Source organism: Salipiger sp. PrR007 (assembly GCF_010499845.1).
Classification (GTDB): Bacteria; Pseudomonadota; Alphaproteobacteria; order Rhodobacterales; family Rhodobacteraceae; genus Salipiger; species Salipiger pacificus_A.
On the sequence record NZ_JAAGOZ010000028.1, the window covers coordinates 93,515 to 110,655 of the forward strand.

The window sequence follows — 17,141 nt, forward strand, 5'->3', positions numbered from 1 at the left end:
TCAGGGAGCTGCGCGCTCCGCCTGACCGAAGATCAAGTCCAGCTGCTTCTCGGAGGGCACGCGTTTCAGCGAGAGCTTCTGCATCGGCGCATCGAGCAGGCTGAGCAGCTCTTGGTCGGTCATCCGCGCGTAGTCGCGCTTCCAGTGCCGCACCATGAGGTGCCGGTAGGAGGGGCGTTTCGGCACCTCGGCCCAGGCGGTGCGGAAGGGCTCGCTGCGGTGAAGTTGCAAATCGAACAAGTAGTGCGGCCAGAAATAGGGGTGCACCGGGCGCTCGGCCCCACCGCCGGACTGCACGGACCACAGGCGGTCCTTCGGCTCGATCACCCGCTTGCGCGTCTCGCCGCCGCGCATCCCGGCAAGCCGGCAGGCGAGCGCCCCCTTGCCGCCGCGGTCGAGCTCGCGCCGGGCGCTCTGTGCGCGGCGGGGGCGGTCCCAATAGCCGCGCATCGCCTCGAGCCACCCGCGGGTGATCGCATGGCCGGGCTCGGAGACAAGGAACCAGTTCTCCACCGGGCGGTGCCGGTAGGGGTCGTGGAACGCGAAGAAACCAGCATGGGTCAGCGATTCCAGCCACGCGTCGAGCGGCGCGCAGGGGATGGTACCGCAATCGACATAGACCCCGCCGTTGCGGTCGAGATCTTGCACGCGGAAGATGTCGCCGCGGCCCTGCAGCGTGGTGGGGACATGCGTGAGCCCAAGATCGCGAAACGACGCCTCGGCGTGGCTTTCGTCGGCGATCTCCAGCGACCAGCCCGGGTTGAGCCGCGCCCAGGCGTCCCAACAGCGTTTCACCAGGTCGGGGGCGGCGGCTTCGCCTTGCGCCCAGAACATCGAAATGCGCCTTGGTATCATGCCTGCCTCGTGGTCCTGACGTCCGCCCTGTTGCGCAGACTGCGCAACTTGGTCAAAAGGAAACGCACCCGGCTTAGCCCGGGCACCGGCCCCGCGCAAGCGGCGGACCCCCGGCCGCAACGAATGGAGAACAGCCTTGTCCCTCGCCCTAATGAAGCTGCGCACCATCGTGAAGTACCGCCGGATGACCCGCGCCCTGCGCAAAACCGTGCGCCGCATCGAGCATGACAGCAGCGGCATCTCCAACGAGTTCGACCGCGCGCCGCTGCAGCGCGAGGCCCTGTTGCCGCTGATCGGCAGCGCGCCGGTGCATGCGGGCGAGAGCAGCGAGATGGCGGTCTACTCGACCTACTGCGGCCCGCTCGGCAGCTTCACCTACGACAAGAACAACCGGCCCACGACCTGGCCTCATTACTTCGTGTCGAACAACCGAAGCGCGCTTGAGATCGTCGAGGGGCTGGGGTGGAAGCCGATCTTCCTCGACCTGCCGGTGTCGAAGAACCCGGTGCTGAGCGCGCATCAGGCCAAGGTGGCCAAGGCGTTGCCGCATCTTTTCCCCGATCTCGCGCGGCACCGCTTCCTGACTTACATGGACGACAAGCGGCGTATCCCGCACGGCGATCTCGAAGGCATCCGCGACCAGCTGGTCGAGGCGGGCGGCGCCATGGCGCTGAGGCTGAGCCCGCATATCGAGGGCAATATCCTCTGGGAGTTCACCGACTCTCTGTTCCAGGACCGCTATCGCGAGCAGGCGCACCAGATGCTGCGCTACACGCTGGCGCAGATGGAGTCCGGCAAGACGCTGGAGACAGATCGGCTCTTCACCACCAACTTCATCCTGCGCGACATGGCAGACCCGCGGATCGCGGCGCTGAACGAGCGCTGGTACGACGATATCCTTGCCTGCGGCATCGACTGTCAGCTTGCCTTTGCCTTCCTCGCGCAGGGCGAGCCGGCGATCGTCGACCTGCCGGCCCCGCCGCGCAAGAAGTATCTTGGCAAGAAGATCGCCGCGCCCGAAGGCGCGGCCTGAGTCTCAGACCAGCCGGCCCCAGAGGTCGTACTCGCCGGCCTCGTCCACCTCGACGGTGACCATGTCGCCGGGCTTGAGGTGTTCGAAGCCCTCGTCGATGAAGAGGTTGCCGTCGATCTCCGGCGCATCGGCCTTGGTGCGGCAGGTGGCGGCCTCCTCGTCGACCTCGTCCACGAGCACCTGCATCGTCGTGCCGACCTTGGCCGCGAGCTTGGCTTCCGAGATGGCCTGCGCCTTCTCCATGAATCGCTCCCAGCGCTCCTGCTTGATCTCTTCGGGCAGGTGATCGGGCAGCGCGTTGGAGCGCGCGCCGTCGACATTCTCGTATTTAAAGCAGCCGACCCGGTCGAGCTGCGCCTCGTCCATCCAGTCGAGCAGGGTCTGGAACTCATCCTCGGTCTCGCCGGGGTAGCCGACGATGAAGGTCGAGCGCAGGGTGATGTCCGGGCAGTCCGACCGCCAGGCGGCGATCTCGTCGAGCGTGCGCGCTGCGGCGGCGGGGCGGGCCATGCGCTTCAGCGTCTCGGGATGGGCGTGCTGGAAGGGGATGTCGAGATAGGGGAGCACCAGCCCTTCGGCCATCGCCGGAATGAGCTCGCGGACATGCGGGTACGGATAGACGTAATGCATCCGCACCCAGGCGCCGAGCTGTCCCAGCTCACGCGCCAGCGAGAGGATCGGGAACTTCTCGTCCCGATTCTTCCAGTCGGTGCCATAGGCTGAGGTGTCTTGCGAGATCACCAGCAGCTCTTTCACGCCCGCCTCGACCAGCTTCTCGGCCTCGCGCAGAACAGCGCGCTGCGGCCGCGAGGTCAGCAGGCCGCGCATGTCGGGGATGATGCAGAACTTGCACTTGTGGTTACAGCCCTCGGAGATCTTCAGGTAGCTGTAGTGGCGCGGCGTGAGCTTCACGCCCGAGGCCGGCAGCAGGTCGACAAAGGGATCGGGAACCGGCGGCACGGCGCCATGCACCGCGTCGAGCACCTGCTCGTATTGATGCGGGCCGGTCACCGCGAGCACCTTGGGGTGCACGCCGGTGATATACTCGGGTTCGGCGCCGAGACAGCCGGTGACGATGACCCGGCCGTTTTCCTTCAACGCCTCGCCGATCGCCTCGAGGCTTTCGGCCTTGGCGCTGTCGAGAAACCCGCAAGTGTTGACGATCACCGCGTCGGCGCCGGCGTAGTCGGCCGAGATGCCATAGCCCTCGGCGCGCAGCCGGGTGAGGATGCGTTCGCTGTCGACCAGCGCCTTCGGGCAGCCAAGCGAGACCATGCCGATGGTCGGCTGGCCGTCGCGGCGGGTTTCCATGACGCGGGCGCGGGCAAGGTCGGGGCGAAGATCGGGCGGATTCTGCATGGGCGGCATATACGCGCTCTCTCGCTCTGCGAAAAGGGTGGTCGCGCGCGGCGCGTCAATCCGCGGCGCCGTGCGTCTGGGGGCGGACGGGCAGGCGTACTTGGAGCGGCGAAGAAGTCCCCAGTGCCCCCCGAAACTTCTTCTCTTTTCAGTCACGCAGGGGTCGAACGCGCAGCGCCGAAGGGGCATCGCCCCTTCGCTGCCTTAGCCGAACAGCCAGAGGATCCCGCCGCAGGCGGCCAGCGCGGCGACGAGGTTCATCGCCAGCCCGATCTTCAGGAAGTCGGAGAATCGGTAGTTCCCGGCGCCGTAGACCAACGTGTTGGTCTGGTAGCCGATGGGCGTGGCGAAGCTGGCCGAGGCGCCGAACATCACCGCCATCGTCAGCGCGCGGGGATCGAGCCCGGTGCTCTCGGCGAGTCCGATGGCAATCGGGGTGAAGACCACGGCGACGGCATTGTTGGTGACGGTCTCGGTGAGCAGCGAGGCCAGCAGGTAGACCGCCAGCAGCGCGAAGAAGGGCGGCAGCCCAGAGATCGGCGGCGCCAGCCAGCTGACCAGCAGGTCCATCGCGCCGGTGTTCTGCAGCCCGAGGCCGACCACAAGCATCGCGAAGATCAGCACCAGCACCGAGCCGTCAATCGCCCCCCAGGCCTCATCGGCATCGATACAGCGCAACAGGAGGATCGCCGCGACCGCGATGATCGAGAGCGTCGCGATGTCCATCAGCCCGAGGGCGCCAAGGGCGACGACGGCGGCCAGTGCCGCCAGCACGAGCGGCGCGCGACCGCGGCGGAAAGCGCGGCCGGTGGGGCGGCTGACCGAGACAAGCTGCGCCTCGTCCTCCAGCGTCTGGAAGGCGGTGGCGGGCCCCTCGAGCAGCAGCTTGTCGGCCGGGCGCAGCTGGACGGAGCCGAGGTCGGGGCCCGGGTTGTGCTCGTGGCGATGCGCCCCCAGCACCCGAACGCCGAAGCGCCGTCCCAGCGACATGCTGCGCAGGCTGCGGCCGAGCGAGGACTTGCGCGGTGAGACGACCACCTCGACGGTCACCAGCTCGCCCTCGGGCGGCTCGCCGCGGCGCAGGCCGATTTTCAACCCCGGATCGTCGTGCAGGGTCAGCAGCTCGGAAGTGGGCGCGCGCAGGATCACCGTGTCGCCTTTCTGCAGCACCTGCTCTTCGAGGGGCGCGGGCAAAGGACTGCCCTTGCGCCGCAGACCGGTCACCCGCACCCCGCCGCGCGCAAGCGGTGCGATCTCGGAGAGCGGCTTGCCCGCGTAGGTGTCATCGGCCAGCGCCGCTTCCGACAGGAAGGTGGTCTCTCCCAGCATCTGCTCGGGATCGCTCGCCTCTCGGTCCGGCAACAGGAGCGGTCCGAGCAGGGCGAGGGTGGCGCCGCCGGCGAGGGCCACGATCAGCCCCACCGGGGTGATCTCGAATATGCCGAAGGGCTCTAGCCCCTGGCCGCGCGCCACGCCGTCGACCAGCAGGTTGGTCGAGGTGCCGATCAGCGTGCAGGTGCCGCCGAGAATCGCCACGTAGCTCAGTGGGATCAGCAGCCGGGTCGGCGCTTTGCCGAGCGCGGCGGCAAGGCGGATCACCACCGGGATCAGCACCAGGACCACAGGCGTGTTGTTGACAAAGCCCGAGGCGAACAAGGTCACGCTCAGGATCACCCCCAACGCGAGGCCGGGGCGTTCCTTCGCCTGGCTGATCACCAGATCCGAGATCGCTTCGAGCACCCCTGTGCGTACCAGCGCGCCGGACAGCACGAACATCGCTGCGATGGTCAACGGCGCTGGATTGGAGAAGACGGAAAGGAGTTGGTCCGACGTGACGTAGCCGAAGGCCACGAACAAGGCTGCGAGCCCGGCGGCGGGCACCTCGGGCGGATAGAGCTCGAGCATGAAGATAACGAAGAGACCGACGATCAACCCCAATGCGATCACGGCGTCATAGTCGGCGATCAGCGAAAAATAGTCTGTCATCTCTGCTCACTCTTGCGTCTCGTATAACGCTGGAGTGCGCGAGTAGGTTGCGCAACCCCCTGCCGTTCGGGGAAAAATCGCGCGGGCAGACGATATTGCGCGGGGAGGGCGGGGAAGCGGCAAAGAAAAACCGCCCGGGCCGGGAGGGCTCGGGCGGTTGATGGTCTTGCGGAGCGGCTCAGCGGCGGCGGTCGCGGCGCGAGGACATCGGCTGGAAGGCCACGCCCACATGCGCCTCGCAGTAGGGTTTGCCCTGCTGCACAGGCAGGCCGCAGAACCAGAAGTCGTCGGTCGCGGGGTCGCCCACGGGCCACTTGCAGGTCCGCTCGGTGAGATCCATCAGCGAGAGCTTCTTCGCCTTCTTCTCGATCTCACTGACCTTGGCCAGTGCCTCGGGGCTGATCTCGTTGGCCGAGGGCTGCGGCGGCAGCGGCTGGCCCGCGGGCACGATCGGCTTGCGCGACGGGCCGAGCGGGGCCGGGCGCGTCTCGACTGCCGTGGCGGTCTCGCGCGCGGGTTCGGAGGCTGCGGCCGGTTCGGGTTTCGGGGCGGGCTTGGCCTTGGCCTCTTTGGGCGCAGGCTTGGCTTCCTTGGCAGGGGCCGCCGGGGCGACAGGGGCCGCCGCGCCCGCAGGGGCGGTGCGGTTCGACAGGCCGAGCCGGTGCACCTTGCCGATCACCGCGTTGCGGGTGACGCCGCCAAGTTCCTTGGCGATCTGGCTGGCCGACTGGCCCTCGGCCCACATCTTCTTGAGAAGCTCGACGCGCTCATCCGTCCAGGACATGTCCGATCCTTGCTTGAGAAAAAGCGGCCCGTGATCCAGAGCCGCCTGAAAATTCCATCAGGGGGCCTATTGTAGTCATCAACCGGCGAGTTACAAGCCGGACCCAGACGGAAAGGAGACCTTATGGACAGCCAACCCCGCCATGAGCCCGGAGCGCGCCGGTTCGGTGCCGTGAACTGGCTCGGACTCGCCACCCTCTGCCGCAGGGAAACCCAGCGCTTCCTCGCGGTCTGGACCCAGACCCTGCTGGCGCCGCTGGTCACTGCGGGGCTGTTCCTGGTGATCTTCACCATCGCGATAGGCCCGAGCCGTGGCGAGGTGATGGGGGTGCCCTTCACCCGGTTCATCGCGCCGGGCATCCTGATGATGACGGTGATCCAGAACGCCTTTGCCAATACCTCCTCGTCGATCGTGATCTCCAAGGTGCAGGGCAATATCGTCGACACGCTGATGCCGCCGCTCGCGCCCTTCGAGTTGGTGATCGGCTATCTCGCGGGCGGAGTCGCGCGCGGGCTGGTGGTGGCCTGCGCGATCCTGGTGGGGCTCTGGGTGACCACCGGGCTGGTGCCGGCGCATCCAATGATCGTGCTGGGTTTCGTCCTCCTTGGCGGGGCCTTCCTGTCGGCGGTGGGCATCGTCGCGGGGCTCTTTGCCAACAAGTTTGACCAGATGGCCGCGATCACCAACTTCATTGTCACGCCGCTCGCCTTCCTGTCGGGCACCTTCTACTCGGTCGAGGCGTTGCCCCGGGGGCTCTACGAGATCACCCATTTCAACCCCGTTTTCTACCTGATCGACGGGGCACGCTATGGCGTGCTGGGTGTCTCCGACGCCAATCCGGCGCTCGGCGCCGCGGTGGCGATCTTCGCCACGCTGCTGGTCTCGCTGATGGCGTGGGGGCTGTTCCGCACCGGCTGGCGGCTCAAGGCCTGAGCCGACTGCGGGATGCAGGCGATGAAAAGGGGGCCTTGGCCCCCTTTTTTTGTTCGTGTGCTCTCTCGGAAAAGACGCCTCGTCAGGCGCGCTTCGCTTCGGCCTGCGGCACGACCTGCTGCGCGATACCGGCGAACAGCAGGTAGACCGAGGTGACAACGAGGCCCCAGTGCGCCCAGCTCTGCGGGTGGAAATCGACCCAGGCGGCCCAGCCGGCGAAGAACGTCCAGGCAATGGCGATGGGCAGCGACAGCGGGCGCCAGCGCTCGGTGCGCACGGGGTGGATAAACTTCAGCGGCAGGAACATCGCCACGGCAAGCAGGCTCACCAGCGCGAGGATCACCCAGAAGTTCGGCTGCAGCGCGAAGAGCACCAGCACCAGCATGTTCCAGCAGCCCGGAAAGCCGTGGAAGGAATTGTCCGAAGTCTTCATTCTGCAGTCGGCGAAGTACATCGCCGAGGCGAAGGTGATGATGATGATCGCGATCCAGCCGGTCCAGCCAGGCAGCAGGCCCGAATGGAAAAGCGCGAACGCCGGGATGAAGACGTAAGTCAGATAGTCGATGATCAGGTCGAGCAGCACGCCATCAAAGCGCGGCGCGTTCGACTTCACGTCGTACTTGCGGGCCAGCGGTCCGTCGACGCCGTCGACGAAGAAGGCCACGACCAGCCAGAGGAACATGATCGACCATTGCTCCTGCGCGGCGGCAAGCATGGCGAGCATGGCGAAGACCGCGCCGGTGGCGGTCAGCAGGTGAACGATGAGAGCACGGGTTTTCAGGGTCATGCCGCCTGACATGACCGATCTGCGCGCGCCTTGCAATCATCACGCCTCGTCTGGCGGAGGATCCTGCATGAGCGTGGCCAGCCCGCCGAGCTCCTGGCCGAAGCCCGTCTCGATGTGTGCGGCCGCGGAGAGGCGCATCTGCGCTGTCTTGTTCTGCGAGAGCTTCCAGGTGCTGTCGATCTCGTCGATGTGCAGGCGGAAAGGCAGGATCATGCGCTGAAGCCTGCTGCGGACCTCAGGGTCCATCTTGTCCATGGTCCAGGGGGTCTTGGGGGCAAGCCTGCCTTCGAAGGCGGCGCTTTGCGCGGCGAGCAACAGGTCGATTTGCTCGTGTGGCAGCGGTGCAAGGCGGCCGATGAGGTGGACGGCGACGTAGTTCCAGGTCGGCACCTGTCCGGGATCGCCGTACCAGTCGGGCGAGATGTAGCCATCAGGACCGCTCACCGCGAGCCTGGCCGGGGTTCCCTCGCGGGCAGCGCGGCAGATCGGGTTCGATCGAACGAGGTGCAGATCGGCGTAGGAGCCATCCTCGGACAGCAGGAAGGGCACATGTGACAACAGCGGCGCGCCCTCGGCGCTGACCGCCAGCGTGCCGAAGGCCCGGTCGCGCACCAGCTCGAGGCTCGGGGCCTTCTCAGTGCGGCGAAAGACCGAGTTTGGGTGCACCGGCTCAGGCCGCCGTCAGCTGGGTGCCGCGGATGCCGGTGATCGCCGCGGTGACGATGGCACCTTCGGTCTGCGGACTGTCGAAGAGCACCTCGGTGAACTGCTCGGTGCGGCCCATCACCGGGCTCTCCATCAGGATGTGATGGGTGCGGCCGGGCTGGGCGGCGAGGTGGCGCTCCACGGCAGCGTCTCCGGCGGCGCGCAGGCGGGCGGCGCGCTCCTTGATCACGGTGCCATTCACCTTGCTCGGGATGCGTGCGGCGGGGGTGCCGGGGCGCGAGGAGTAGGGGAAGACGTGCAGCCAGGTCAGGTCGCAGTCCTCGACCAGCTTCAGCGAGTTGGCGAAATGCTCTTCGGTCTCGGTGGGGAAGCCGGCGATGATGTCGGCGCCAAAGGTCATCTCGGGGCGCAGCTTGCGCGCCTCCTCGCAGAATCGGATGGCATCGTCGCGCAAGTGGCGGCGCTTCATGCGCTTGAGGATCAGGTCGTCGCCGTGCTGAAGGGACAGGTGCAGGTGGGGCATCAGCCGCGGTTCGGTGGCGATGGCCTGCATCAGGTTCTCGTCGGCCTCGATGGAATCGATCGACGAGATGCGCAGGCGCGGCAGATCGGGGATCAGCTTGAGGATGCGCATGACCAGATCGCCAAGCCGCGGCGTCCCCGGCAGGTCGGCACCCCAGGAGGTGAGATCAACGCCGGTCAGCACCACCTCGTTGTAGCCCTGCTGCACCAGCCGCTTGATCTGGTCCACGACCACACCGGCGGGGACCGAGCGGGAATTGCCGCGGCCATAGGGGATGATGCAGAAGGTGCAGCGGTGATCGCAGCCGTTCTGCACCTGCACGTAGGCGCGCGACCGGGTGCCGAAGCCGTCGATCAGGTGGCCGGCGGTTTCGGTCACCGACATGATGTCGTTGACCATGACCCGCTCGGTCTCGCCGATAAAGCCGTTCGACAGTCGCGACCAGGTCTCGGGAGCCATCTTCTCGGTGTTGCCGATGACCGCGTCGACCTCGGTCATCGCGGCAAAGCTGTCGGGGTCGATCTGCGCGGCGCAGCCGGTGACGATGACCTTGGCATCGGGGTTCTCGCGGCGGAGGCGGCGGATCTCCTGCCGCGCCTTGCGCACCGCCTCGGAGGTCACGGCGCAGGTGTTCACGATCACCGCGTTTTCCATGCCGGCCTGCGCGGCAAGATCCTTCATCGCCTCGGTCTCATAGGCATTGAGACGGCAGCCGAGGGTGGTGAACTTGGGTGCGCCTGTCACGAGACCATCTCCAGCCAGTCGTGGGTGAAATGCCCGTCAAAGACGTGGGCGGTGGGGCCGGTCATCCAGACGCCATCCTCGCGCCAGTCGACCTGCAGCGTGCCACCGTCGAGCTCGATGGTCACCTTGCGCCCGGTGAGGCCGCGGCGCGCCGCGGCAACGGCGGTGGCGCAGGAGGACGAGCCCGAGGCCAGCGTGAGCCCTGCGCCGCGCTCCCACACGCGCATCCGCAGGTGGTCAGGGCCGATCAGGCTCGCAACCTGCACATTGGTGCGCTGCGGGTAGAGCGGGTGATGTTCATGTGCCGGGCCGAAGCTCTCGATGTCCACCGACTCGGCATCCTCGACGAAGAAGGTGCAGTGCGGGTTGCCCATGCCGGTGGCGGTGGGCTTGCCCTCGATCGGCAGCTCCAGCGTGTCCATTTCGGAGGCGAGGGGGATCTCGTGCCACTCGAGCTGCGGCGGGCCCATGTTCACAGACGTTAGCCCCTCACCAGCGTCGCGGGCAAAGAGCGTGCCGCGCTCGGTGGTGAGGGTGAGCTCGGATTTGCCGGTCTCGTCCATCAGGAAGCGCGCGATGCAGCGCGTGGCGTTGCCGCAAGCGCCCGCGGTCGAGCCGTCGGCGTTATAGAAGGTCAGATGCGCATCGCCGCTGCCCTGCTCGATCAGCGCCAGTTGGTCGAAGCCGACGCCGCGGTGGCGGTCGGCGATCGCCATGGCGAGGGCAGGGGTCATGACGACGGAGCGCGCACGCGCGTCCAGCACGACGAAGTCGTTTCCGAGCCCGTGCATTTTCATGAAGGGCAAGTTTTGTGCGCGCGTGTGTTTCATCCGGGCGCATATACGCTTCTTGAGGGTACGTTTCCAGCCTACGTTGCGGGGGGCAGCCTTGCTGCGAATGCATGCGCCGGCGAAGGGCGGGGCCAGGGCCGCGGGAGAAGTTCGGCAGGATTGTCATTTTTCCGCTTGACCCCCCACGCCACAGTTCCTAGAAGCCGCCCACACACAGTGGGCCGTTAGCTCAGTTGGTAGAGCAACTGACTTTTAATCAGTGGGTCGCAGGTTCGAATCCTGCACGGCTCACCACTGTGTCAAAGTCCCGAGAGAGTGGGCCGTTAGCTCAGTTGGTAGAGCAACTGACTTTTAATCAGTGGGTCGCAGGTTCGAATCCTGCACGGCTCACCACTCTGGCAAGTTTCCCGATATGAAAAAGACTTGGCGCTTACCCCGTTGGGGTCTTGCGGCTTGATCGGGCCCGCGGGGGCCGCGCGCGAATCCGTCGCCGTTTCCTGCGCGCCGCTCGGCCCGGTCAGCGGGCACCGTGCAATGGCCACGGCTGAACATTCCCCTGGTTGGCTGGCCCGGGGAGGCGTGATTCCGGCCGCGTCCGTGCTCGCCGGGCGACGCAGAATCGGTCAGCGGGTCCGGACGGGATAGGGCTCGGTCACGCGGCGGGTCCTGAACTGGAGTGCTGGGTGATCGGCGTAGATGCAGCGGATGATCATCAGCGACTCGGCGGCGAGCGAGACCACATACCAGAGGAATCGCGGGATTCCGTCCTGAAGAAAGGTCATTGCCGCCAGATAGCCGACGAAGGCGGCGCAGAAGGCGACCAGCCGCCTTGCCATCAGCTCGTCCCCGACGCTGCGCGCGAGCGCGGCGCCTCGGAAAAAACTCACAGCGCCGAAGGCGGCGAAGCCGAGAAAGACCATCAGCCCGATCAGCCCCTGCTCGGTGAGGAACTCGAGGTAAAGACTGTGAGTCGCCCGGGCCTCGCCGCGGAAGATCAGCCCGTCCTCGAGCGCGTTGTTCTGGTAGTGGACCTTGAAGTTGCCTACGCCGACTCCGAGCCAAGGATGCTCGTTGAAGAGGTTGTAGGCCACCGTCCAGCTCGCAAGGCGGCCTTCGGTGCTGGTGTCCTGCGCCGCTCCCGCGGCGGCGGTGTCGAATATGCTGGTGAATCGGTCGATAAAGCGGTCGCCGGCGAAAACACCGGCCAAGACCACCACCAGCCCGCCGATCGCCGCAGCGGCGACGAACTGCTTGCGGGTGAAGCTGGTGCTCAGAACCACCAGTCCGAGGGCAAGCCCGATCAGCGCGCCGCGGGACTGCGTGGCGAGCAGCCCGGCGATCAGGATGCCGCAGGCCAGGGTCCAGAGCAACATCTTGGTGGGGCTGCGCGCGTTGAGCAGGTGGAAAAGTCCCAGCGGCAGGACGAAGACCACGATCGCACCGAAGAAGTTGGGGTCGAACAGCATCCCCGAGAACCGGCCGGACCCATAGGTGAACCGCGAGAAGCCGAAAAAGCCGGTGGGCGAGTAGTCGACCAGCAGCTGGTAAAGGCCAAGCCCGCAGATCAATACGATGGGCAGCACTGTGGACAGCGCCACGGTCTCGAAGCCGCGCTTGTTGTTCATGAAGGCAAGGGCCAGGATCGCCACCGCGGCTTCCTTGAGGAAGTCGATCGAGAGCGCGATGCTCAGCTCCCAGCGCAGGGCGTAGGTCGCGCTCAGCATCTTCATGGCAAAGATTATCGACAGGAAGATGATCGCGATGCGCGGTATATAGGGCAGCTCGCGGTAGACCGCGTAGCGCGCGGCCAGCAGCACGAAGAGACCGGGTGCGGTGATCTTCGCGAGCGAAGGGGCCCCGAAGGACTCGATCAGGTTGTCCGACATGTTGGTCATGATCAGGACCAGAAGACCCGCCAGCGCGATCATCGGAAAGCGGATGCCGACGGCAAAGATCAGCAGGGCGAAGGGGAAAGCGATCAGCAGGGTGTCACGGCCGAGGAGCACGAAGCTGGCCGCCATGGCAAAGAGACCGCAGACCAGGATTATCGCCGAACCGCGCCAGTCAAAGCCCTTGCGTGGGGGGAGGGTGGCGTCGCTCATTCCGGCCTCCGCGTGCGGGTCCGGCCTTCGGAGGGGGCTGGTGTGGCTGCGCCGCGCCGCGAGCGGGCGTTTCCGAGAATCTCGCGCATGGCATGGTGCAGGGGCACCCAGCCGGCTTGGTCGCGCCGGCCCTGCCCGGGGCGGGAGCTGGCAAAACTCGAAGTGGCTTGCACCGCGGTCCGCGGCTGTCTCGGCGGTGTCATGCGCGCCTCCGCTTTAGGATGAAGCGATGCCCGGCCGCGAAGGCTCCTGGCAGCATCACCCGGAGCGCGACGAGATAGACCGCCGCGAAGGCCGTGGCTCCAGCCATCAGGCGCAGCAGCTCGGAACCGGTGTGCATCTGAAGCGCCAGAAAGGCGGCCAGCGAGGCGCTGGCGGCGCAGATCAGCGCCGGGCGCAGCGCGGCGAATATCTTGGCAATCGTCACGTTCATCACCCGCTTGGTGGCCAAGTAGATCGGGATGAAGCGGATGAAGGCCATCGCGAGCTGCGCCGCGGCGACCGCGGTGATGCCGAAAGGGATCGCTCCGGCCAGCAGCAGGATGAAGATTGGCAGGTTGAAGAGCGCGGCGCGGAACATGAGGTCGGTGCGGCTCACCGCCTTGAGCAGCTCGCCGGGCACCATGTTCAGCGTGCTGACGGCGAGGGCGGCCGCGATGAACTGCATCGGCGCGACCATGCCGTACCATTTCTCGGTGTAGAGCACATGCACGGTGGGCTCGGCGAGCACAGCGATCGCCGCGCCGATGCCGAACATCAGCAGCGCGCAGTAGCGCAGCGCCTGGTAGTAGTATTTCGCCAGATCCTCGGGGTGGGTCTGCATTTTCGACATCACGGGGTGGAGCACCGTGCCCGCGACAGAGGTGAAGCTCTTGATCGCCAGCTCGGGGATTCGATAGGCGATGGCGTAGATTCCCAGCGCCGCCGGCCCGAGGAACTTGCCGACAAGCAGGTTGTCAAGCAGACGCGGCGTGGCGTTGATGGTCTCGGCGCCGATCAGGTAGGAGCCGAAGCTCATCACGTAACGCACGGTTGGCCAGTCTGGGAGGGCGCTGGGCTTCCAGGGTCGGATCCAGAAGAGCAGCAGCGTCGAGACCAGCGCTCCGGCGACGTAGCCGATCACCAGTGACCACACCCCGTATCCCAGGATCGCGAGGGCGATCGAGATCAGCCCCTTTGCCAGGCCCTGCGCCACGTCGGGCACCAGCTTCTTGCGCAGGTTGAGCTCGCGGAACAGCAGGCTGTAGTGCACCGAGCCGAGCGCGCGGATCACCAGCACCAGGCAGACGGTGCCCAGAAGTGGCTCCAGTTCGGGCGATTCGAAGAGCCCGGAGATTGCGCCCGAGCCCCACCAGAGCAGCAGCGCCATGAGGGTCGAGGTGAAGATCGCGCAGTAGAAGACCGCGTTGGCGGTCTCCTCTTGCCGATCCTTGACCGAGATCAGCGCCGCGCCGAGGCCGAACTTCGAGATGATCTCGAAATAGCCCATGATCGCGAGGCAGATCGCCATCAGGCCGAATTCGACCGGATCGACGTAGCGGGCAATGATGATGACCGCGACGAAGTTCAGAAGCTTGGTGGAGATGAAAGAGAGGTAGGCCCAGAACAGGTTCTTGGAGGTGGCCTTGCCGGGAGAGAATACCATGCAGCAAATCCTCGAAAACATGAGGAGAAAAATGAAAAATCCGACCTGAAAAATGCAGTGGCCGGGCGTGAGAATCGAGATCAGTCTAAGGGCATCCCCGCGCAGGGCAAAGCTTTAAACCGCCTTGGACGGACTGCTGCCCAAGATTGCCGCGTTCGGACCCAAAGGGCGCTCACTTGCGTGTGAACTCTGCCGCAAGCCGTTCGAAATATTGCCGCAGGGCGGCGCGAGTGCTACAGTCATTCCCCGGAAGACTACATTTTTGATCTATTTCTATTTCTTTTTTACCGACGCCGCATGGTGTCCATGGATTGGTTTGACCGTGAAACGCATCATTCTTGCTATTGTCGTGTTCGGCGCAACTCTCACCCCCATGCTTTTCGCCATCAAGGAGTCGACCCCCACGTTCGAGGCGCGGTCGCTGGTGTCCTTCGCTCTCGGGCGCGAATATGTCTACGTGCCAGACCCCAGCCTCACGGATATCCGTGCGCCCAACGCCGGGGACTTCCAGGGCTTTGTGAACGCCGAGATGCTGCTTCTCGACAACCCCAAGCTGGTGCGCAAGGCGATCGAGAAGGTGGGTCTGAATCGTGTGTACCCCAACATGCCCGACACCGCGGAGGGACTCGTCGAGGCGACGATTTGGCTTGATGAAAGCACGATGATTGAGCTGATCACCGGATCCTACGTGGTGAAGGTGTCGGTCTTTCACAGCAATCCGGTGATCGCGGCGGAACTGGTGAACGCGCTGGTCGAGGCCTTCCTCGATCACCGCCGGGTCATGTACACAGAGCGCGAGCTTTCCACGATCACGGCGCGGTTGGACAAGGCGCAGCAGGAAGCCGAAGAGATCGACGCGGCGCTGATCGCTCTGCTCGGCGCACCCGATGCGACCGGTCTGCAGATCGAATACGAGAACGCGGTGCGCGACGAGGTCGCGCTCAATGCCGAGTTGCGCGAGGCGCGGCTGAACATGATCTCGCTGCAACAGCGCAAGGCATCTTTGGAAAACCGGCTGGGCTTCGAGGCGGATGCGCTGGAAGCGGAGACGGAGATCGAGGAGGCGCAGAGCCGGATCAGCTATCTCGAGCAGGAGTTCCAGAACACCCAATCTCATATTTCGGGCCTGTCAGAGGTGATGCCGAAGGCGCGGCTCCTGCAGGCACGTCAGGAAGCGCAGACCGAAAGGATCGCCGAGCTTGACCTGCGGTTGCGCGATGCGCGGGCGGTGGAGGTCTCGGGCTTTGACAACGTGCGGGTGATCGAAGAGGGCACGCCGCCGATAAACCCGGTCAGCCTGTCGCCAAAGGCGCAGTTCGCCATCGCGATCATCGTTGCGGGGATCGCTGCCTTTGCAGCCTACATGATCGCCTTCCTGCTGGCCTCGCGGCCCAAGAAGACCCGAGAGGAAGATCTGCATGCGCCCGGGGTGACAGTGATGAAGCAATCGCCGCGCGGCGACGATCGTCCGGCGCATCTGGCGCGCTGAGCAAGACGCGCGCGACCGGGTCCGGCCGCGCGTTGCCTCCCTTATGCAAGGCGGACTTTCCCATGAAGGCTGCGAAGATTGATCTGCAAGGCCATGCGCTTGCCGTGGACGATCCGGCGCCGTTGCGCCTCGGCTACATGATCGACACCCTGTTAACTGGCGGCGCCGAGCGGCTTGTGCTTACCTTTGCCGAAGCGGTGCGCGGGCGGGCGGACATGAGCCTCACGGTGTTCGTGCTGAGCGATCTCGAGACGCCGTTCCTCCAGCGGCTGAGGGACACGGGCACCAAGGTGGTGTTGCTGCCGGGGCGCAATCTCGTGGACCTCGGGCGCTTCCGGCGGCTGGTCGCGGCGCTGCGGGCCCACCGGATCGAATACCTGCACGCGCATCTCGCCTCATCGAGCACGCTCGGGGCCTATGCCGCGCGCCTGCTGGGGATCCCCTTCATCACCACGATCCACAATGTGAAACCCTCGGTGCGAAGAATTCGCCCCGGCCGGCGCCTGTTGCAGGGCATCGCCATGCGCCTGCCCGGAGTCAACAAGATCGCTGTCGGCGAGGCCGTCGCCGTGGCCGCGGCGGGCGAGATCGGGCCGGCTGGCTGCCGGGTGGTGCCGAATGCGGTTTCCGAAAACGTGGTGGCCCCCTTCGGCGCGCGGGCGCGGCTTCGCCGCGAGCTTGGCCTCGGCGACGAGCAAGTCGCGCTTGTCTGCGTCGGCGCCATCATCGGCCAGAAGGCGCATGAGGTGCTTCTGGATGCCTTCGCCGCGATTCGCGCGCGGGCACCGCAGGCGGTTCTGCTGCTTGTCGGCGACGCCCGCGACGCCCTGCGCTTCGAAGCCCTTCTCGCGCAAGCGGGACAACTCGGCCTTGGCGACGAGCTGCGCTTCCTGGGCATGCGCAGCGACATCCCCGAAGTGCTGGCGGCCAGCGACATTTTTGTCAGCGCGTCGCATTGGGAAGGGGCGCCGGTCTCCCTGCTCGAGGCCATGGCCAACGGGCTGCCGCCAGTGGTGACCGATGTGGGCGAGAACGCGCTGGTTCTGGAGGGGACCGGCGCCATTCTCGTGCGGCCACGCGATCCGGAGGCACTGGCGCGGGGCGTTCTCGAGATGATCGAGACGAAGGGCCTGGCGGAGCGCACCGCCCATGCGGTCCGCGAGCGGGCGCTGGGGCGTTACGGCGTGGCCACCTGGGTTGAGCGGCTCTTGGCGATCTACGCCGAGACCGGTCGCCGCAGCGACTGGCACAGGGCGCGGCCGGATGTTCCCGCGCCCCGCCTGCAACCTCGGCGGGTGCCGCGGTGACGGGCAGAACGGTCACTCTTCGGTGTGCCTCCCGGCGCGCAGGTCTTAATTCCTTGACGCGTCTTCCGGCGGTTGCGTATCGTCGGGGCATAGTAACGCGCAACGGGTCCGCCGCTGGTTTTGGTCCGGGTCCATAT

General features: G+C 66.1%; 14 protein-coding genes and 2 tRNA genes. 6 read left to right on the forward strand and 10 right to left on the reverse strand.

Going from position 1 to position 17,141, the window contains the following annotated elements:
* A complete protein-coding gene (locus tag G0Q01_RS13215) occupies positions 1-1,095 on the reverse strand; it encodes a glycosyltransferase family 32 protein (RefSeq protein WP_370457108.1) in 1,095 nt (364 codons plus the stop codon).
* Here G0Q01_RS13215 and G0Q01_RS13220 point away from each other — a divergent pair.
* Positions 992-1,888 (forward strand): hypothetical protein, encoded by an 897-nt coding sequence (locus tag G0Q01_RS13220; RefSeq protein WP_164188552.1) that lies wholly within the window; start codon positions 992-994, stop codon positions 1,886-1,888. The two genes, G0Q01_RS13215 and G0Q01_RS13220, sit on opposite strands and share 104 nt — an antisense overlap.
* 3 nt (positions 1,889-1,891) lie before the next feature.
* Here G0Q01_RS13220 and rimO read toward each other — a convergent pair whose 3' ends face one another.
* The 3 genes from rimO to G0Q01_RS13235 all read right to left on the reverse strand — a co-directional run bounded on the left by rimO (position 1,892) and on the right by G0Q01_RS13235 (position 6,017).
* Positions 1,892-3,256 carry a 30S ribosomal protein S12 methylthiotransferase RimO gene (gene rimO, locus G0Q01_RS13225; RefSeq protein WP_164188555.1) on the reverse strand — a complete coding sequence of 455 codons (1,365 nt, stop codon included), beginning with the start codon at positions 3,254-3,256 and terminating at the stop codon, positions 1,892-1,894.
* Between the two features lie 195 nt (positions 3,257-3,451).
* Complete coding sequence (locus G0Q01_RS13230) at positions 3,452-5,233, reverse strand: SLC13 family permease (RefSeq protein WP_164188557.1); 1,782 nt, start codon at positions 5,231-5,233, stop codon at positions 3,452-3,454.
* A gap of 178 nt (positions 5,234-5,411) precedes the next feature.
* Positions 5,412-6,017 carry a GcrA family cell cycle regulator gene (locus G0Q01_RS13235; RefSeq protein ID WP_164188559.1) on the reverse strand — a complete coding sequence of 202 codons (606 nt, stop codon included), beginning with the start codon at positions 6,015-6,017 and terminating at the stop codon, positions 5,412-5,414.
* Positions 6,018-6,140: 123 nt separating this feature from the next.
* Here G0Q01_RS13235 and G0Q01_RS13240 point away from each other — a divergent pair, with 123 nt between their 5' ends.
* Positions 6,141-6,950, forward strand: coding sequence for an ABC transporter permease (locus tag G0Q01_RS13240; protein WP_164188561.1), 810 nt, complete (start codon positions 6,141-6,143; stop codon positions 6,948-6,950).
* Between the two features lie 82 nt (positions 6,951-7,032).
* Here G0Q01_RS13240 and G0Q01_RS13245 read toward each other — a convergent pair whose 3' ends face one another.
* Genes G0Q01_RS13245 through dapF form a run of 4 tightly spaced genes read right to left on the reverse strand, consistent with a single transcriptional unit; the run spans position 7,033 to position 10,500 of the window.
* The gene (locus G0Q01_RS13245) at positions 7,033-7,737 is read right to left on the reverse strand and encodes a phosphatidylcholine/phosphatidylserine synthase (protein WP_108967501.1); all 705 of its coding nucleotides are present in this window, start codon (positions 7,735-7,737) and stop codon (positions 7,033-7,035) included.
* 39 nt (positions 7,738-7,776) lie between these two features.
* Positions 7,777-8,403, reverse strand: a complete 627-nt coding sequence (locus G0Q01_RS13250) for an FMN-binding negative transcriptional regulator (RefSeq protein WP_164188563.1) — start codon at positions 8,401-8,403, stop codon at positions 7,777-7,779.
* Between the two features lie 4 nt (positions 8,404-8,407).
* Positions 8,408-9,670 (reverse strand): tRNA (N(6)-L-threonylcarbamoyladenosine(37)-C(2))-methylthiotransferase MtaB, encoded by a 1,263-nt coding sequence (gene mtaB, locus G0Q01_RS13255; protein WP_164188565.1) that lies wholly within the window; start codon positions 9,668-9,670, stop codon positions 8,408-8,410.
* On the reverse strand, positions 9,667-10,500 hold the full coding sequence (gene dapF, locus G0Q01_RS13260) for a diaminopimelate epimerase (protein WP_164188567.1): 834 nt from the start codon (positions 10,498-10,500) through the stop codon (positions 9,667-9,669). Before dapF ends, mtaB begins: the two co-directional genes overlap by 4 nt.
* Before the next feature lie 179 nt (positions 10,501-10,679).
* On the opposite strand from dapF, the gene G0Q01_RS13265 reads away from it, so the two are divergent.
* Together G0Q01_RS13265 and G0Q01_RS13270 are read left to right on the forward strand one after the other, a co-directional pair.
* Positions 10,680-10,755: transfer RNA gene (locus G0Q01_RS13265), tRNA-Lys, on the forward strand.
* 23 nt (positions 10,756-10,778) lie between these two features.
* Positions 10,779-10,854 (forward strand) — tRNA-Lys (locus tag G0Q01_RS13270).
* A 230-nt stretch (positions 10,855-11,084) separates the two neighbouring features.
* Here the strand turns inward: G0Q01_RS13270 and G0Q01_RS13275 are convergent.
* Together G0Q01_RS13275 and G0Q01_RS13280 are read right to left on the reverse strand one after the other, a co-directional pair.
* Complete coding sequence (locus tag G0Q01_RS13275) at positions 11,085-12,563, reverse strand: O-antigen ligase (RefSeq protein WP_164188569.1); 1,479 nt, start codon at positions 12,561-12,563, stop codon at positions 11,085-11,087.
* 199 nt (positions 12,564-12,762) lie between these two features.
* Entirely contained in the window at positions 12,763-14,208 is a 1,446-nt protein-coding gene (locus G0Q01_RS13280; RefSeq protein WP_164188571.1) for a lipopolysaccharide biosynthesis protein, read from the reverse strand.
* A 124-nt stretch (positions 14,209-14,332) separates the two neighbouring features.
* Here G0Q01_RS13280 and G0Q01_RS13285 point away from each other — a divergent pair, with 124 nt between their 5' ends.
* Entirely contained in the window at positions 14,333-15,697 is a 1,365-nt protein-coding gene (locus G0Q01_RS13285; protein WP_164213524.1) for a hypothetical protein, read from the forward strand.
* Between the two features lie 62 nt (positions 15,698-15,759).
* On the forward strand, positions 15,760-17,004 hold the full coding sequence (locus G0Q01_RS13290; protein ID WP_164213525.1) for a glycosyltransferase: 1,245 nt from the start codon (positions 15,760-15,762) through the stop codon (positions 17,002-17,004).
* Positions 17,005-17,141 lie beyond the last annotated feature (137 nt).